Source organism: Paenisporosarcina sp. P5_A11, from assembly GCF_056400705.1.
Genome location: NZ_JBFUKT010000253.1, coordinates 1 through 3,391, shown reverse-complemented (window position 1 = coordinate 3,391; position 3,391 = coordinate 1). Strand labels below are relative to the sequence as shown.

The following is a 3,391-nucleotide window of genomic DNA, read 5'->3' as shown; positions in this document are numbered from 1 at the left end:
GCTATTGTTGCCGCTTCTCGTGTCTTTAAATTATTAGATGAAGAGGAACTCGTTCCCGCTCAAGCAAATACAAACGCTCGGATTGAAGCTGGGAAAATTGAATTCAATAATGTGACATTCTCATATGACGGTAAAACAGATGTGTTGAAGAACATTTCATTTACAGCGAACCCTGGAGAAACAGTCGCATTGGTCGGTCATACGGGAAGTGGAAAGAGTTCCATTATTAATTTATTAATGCGTTTTTATGAATTTGAACAAGGTGATATATTAATAGATGGAGAGTCTGTAAAGAACTTTAAAGTGCAAGAGTTACGTCAAAAAATGGGCCTCGTCCTACAAGATCCTTTCTTATTCTTCGGGGACATTGAAAGTAATATTCGTCTGCACAATCAAGCTATGACTGACGAAGAAGTGCGAGCTGCTGCTGAATTCGTGCAAGCCGATGCCTTCATTAATCAGTTACCAGACGGCTACAAACAAAAAGTAACGGAGCGGGGCTCGACATTTTCAAGTGGTCAACGACAACTCGTGGCATTCGCACGCACCATGGCGACAGACCCGAAAATCTTAGTGCTCGATGAAGCGACCGCAAACATTGATACTGAAACTGAAGTTGCCATTCAATCAAGTTTAGAAAAAATGCGTCAAGGACGAACGACGATTGCCATTGCGCACCGTTTAAGTACCATTCAAGATGCTGAATTAATTCTCGTTCTTCATCAAGGGGAAGTCGTCGAACGAGGCAATCACCAACAATTGCTTGCTAGTAAAGGTCTTTATCACAAAATGTATTTACTACAAAATGGTATTGTAGAAGAGACCGTATAATCTAAAAGAGGACACAATTGTGTCCTCTTTTGCTTAGACAAAAAAATGTCACAATCAATAATGAAGTCATTTGACTGATTATTTGTTACGATGTTAGAAGAATTATAAAGGAGCGACTTTGATGACGACAGATATCAATTTATTATTGGCATTTGGAGCAGGCTTTTTAAGCTTCATCTCGCCTTGTACTTTGCCATTATATCCAGCATTTCTTTCTTATATCACAGGTATGACGTTAGACGAATTGAAAACTGATCGTGGTATCTTGCAAAAACGTGGTATGTTGCATACGCTATTTTTCTTACTCGGTTTTTCATTCATCTTTATAGCGCTGGGATTTGGAACAAACTTTGTCAATACCGCGTATATTCAATACCAAGATGTTATTAGACAAATTGGAGCTATTTTTATTGTGTTGTTTGGTTTAATAGTAATCGGTGTATTTAAACCAGAATTTTTAATGAAAGACCGAAAATTACAATTTAAAAATAGACCATCTGGTTACTTAGGAACTATTGTTATTGGTATGGCTTTCGCAGCTGGATGGACGCCTTGTACAGGGCCAATTTTAGGGGCTGTATTATTACTTGGAGCTTCAAATCCAGGGTCTGGTGTATGGTATATGTTAGCTTATATATTAGGATTTGCGATTCCATTCTTTGTCCTATCGTTCTTCATTACACGCATGAATTGGATTCGAAAACACAATGCAAAAATCGTCAAAATTGGTGGTATTATTATGATTGCAGTCGGTATTTTATTGTTCTTTGACGGCATGACGTACATTATCCGTATTTTAAGTCCGATTTTTGGTGACTTCCAAGGGTTTTAACAAGTAAAATAAGATTATGGAAAGAGATGATGTTGAAGATGAAATCCATTACACACTACGAGCAGTGGCTAGATATCATTCAACAAGAGAAACATCTCTTACTATTTGTGAAAACGACCAACTGCTCGGTATGTGAAGGGTTATTTCCACAAATCGCAGCACTCGAAAGCGATTCAACTTTTCCGTTTTATGTTGTGAATGCGGCAGAAGTACCTGAACTAGCAGGGCAACTCAGTTTATTCACAGCACCTGTTGTCATTTTAATGAAACAAGGCAAAGAGTACGCCCGGTATGCGCGGTTCGTTCCCGTACAAGAAGTAATAGAAAAACTACAAGAATTAAAGAAATGGGAGGAATAGCATGTTTGACCAAATTCCTTCGCAGTGGATAGTCATTGGTTCAACCATAATGGCAGTCGTTATGGGGACACTTGTTATGACGGTAAGAGCAAAGTCGGCTAAAAAGCCCGCTAGTGTAAAAAAAATTATATTACCACCACTTTTCATGTCGACGGGTGCATTTATGTTTGTTTTCGAGTATTTCCGAGTGCCACCGCTTCAAATTCTTGAATCAATAGGAGTAGGACTTCTTTTTTCTACAGTCTTAATCTGGACATCAAGATTTGAAGTGAAAAATGGTGACATTTATTTAAAACAATCAAAAGCATTTGTATTCATTTTAATTGGGTTATTGGGAGTTCGATTAATTGGTAAAATCATTTTAAGTTCGACCATCGATGTAGGAGAGTTAAGTGGAATGTTTTGGTTACTTGCGTTTGGTATGATCGTGCCATGGCGCATTGCTATGTTGCTTCAATATAAAAAGCTCGAAAAAACAATACAAAATAAATCCACACAAAAGCCGACCCTTTCTTCATAAGGTCGGCTTTTTCTTTGTTATTTCATCTAACAGTTAAGTCAGTTTAATAGCTGCTCTTCTATCTAAATAAATGTTCATATGGCGACATGTCAATTTCCATAGACTCTAACTTTTTACGTAAGAATTTATGATCTCGCTTTGGTGTTGCTTGAATATACCCACGAATTAAATGATCATTTTCGATAGAGGATGCATTTTCTTCTAGAGCAATTTGTGCGACTTTACCAGCTATTTTTTGTTTGGCAACTGGCCGAAATAAGTCAGGAACAGGTGTAACAAGTTCATTTAACATGACTTTTGCCTGATCTCCCCATAGATGAAGGGATTCATTCACATAATACTCTTCCCAATCAAGCATCGATTTTCCATCGTCTTTCGGTAACACTTTTAAAAATTTGCGGAACATAAAATAACCACCAATGGCAAAAAGTCCAGCTAATACAAAAACCCAAAATACAATAAACCATAAAAACCATCCATCTAAACCCAACGCTCTCACCTCTTATAACAACTATTCTTCTATTATAAAAGGTTCTGCGTAAAATAACACGCCCGATGTATCCTTTTCTTGAATTTCTCTCTATCTAAAGAGGGAAAGGGGGTGAAATAACATGGCAATCGTTGACTTTAAGGGAGCCGTAGTTCGATTAACGTATGATGTAGGGATGACGCAAGATGGAAAAGTAATAAAAAAAGCAAGTTCTTATCGAAATATTCATGAATCTGCAACAGCTGAACAATTAATGGATGTGACTAGTATTCTTTCTGGTTTTTCATCTTATCCGATCTTGGCTGCAGAGAAAATTTCAACTGGTAACATTCAAAACTAATGGAGAGGAGGAGTAACAT

General features: G+C 37.4%; 6 protein-coding genes. 5 read left to right on the top strand and 1 reads right to left on the bottom strand.

Annotated features, from left to right (window positions below; all coding sequences use genetic code 11):
* The 4 genes from AC1DOS_RS18855 to AC1DOS_RS18840 all read left to right on the top strand — a co-directional run.
* The coding region (locus AC1DOS_RS18855) for an ABC transporter ATP-binding protein (RefSeq protein ID WP_477538739.1) at positions 1-831 on the top strand (831 nt) is incomplete at its 5' end.
* A 121-nt stretch (positions 832-952) separates the two neighbouring features.
* Positions 953-1,663, top strand: coding sequence for a cytochrome c biogenesis CcdA family protein (locus AC1DOS_RS18850; RefSeq protein ID WP_108587935.1), 711 nt, complete (start codon positions 953-955; stop codon positions 1,661-1,663).
* A gap of 38 nt (positions 1,664-1,701) precedes the next feature.
* Positions 1,702-2,022, top strand: a complete 321-nt coding sequence (locus AC1DOS_RS18845) for a thioredoxin family protein (protein WP_477538738.1) — start codon at positions 1,702-1,704, stop codon at positions 2,020-2,022.
* A gap of 1 nt (position 2,023) precedes the next feature.
* Positions 2,024-2,542 carry a CcdC family protein gene (locus AC1DOS_RS18840; protein WP_477538737.1) on the top strand — a complete coding sequence of 173 codons (519 nt, stop codon included), beginning with the start codon at positions 2,024-2,026 and terminating at the stop codon, positions 2,540-2,542.
* 58 nt (positions 2,543-2,600) lie between these two features.
* On the opposite strand, the gene AC1DOS_RS18835 is transcribed toward AC1DOS_RS18840, so the two are convergent.
* Positions 2,601-3,032, bottom strand: coding sequence for a DUF2621 domain-containing protein (locus AC1DOS_RS18835; RefSeq protein WP_108587938.1), 432 nt, complete (start codon positions 3,030-3,032; stop codon positions 2,601-2,603).
* Between the two features lie 121 nt (positions 3,033-3,153).
* Between AC1DOS_RS18835 and AC1DOS_RS18830 the strand changes: the two genes are divergently transcribed.
* On the top strand, positions 3,154-3,372 hold the full coding sequence (locus tag AC1DOS_RS18830; protein WP_477538736.1) for a DUF1659 domain-containing protein: 219 nt from the start codon (positions 3,154-3,156) through the stop codon (positions 3,370-3,372).
* Positions 3,373-3,391 lie beyond the last annotated feature (19 nt).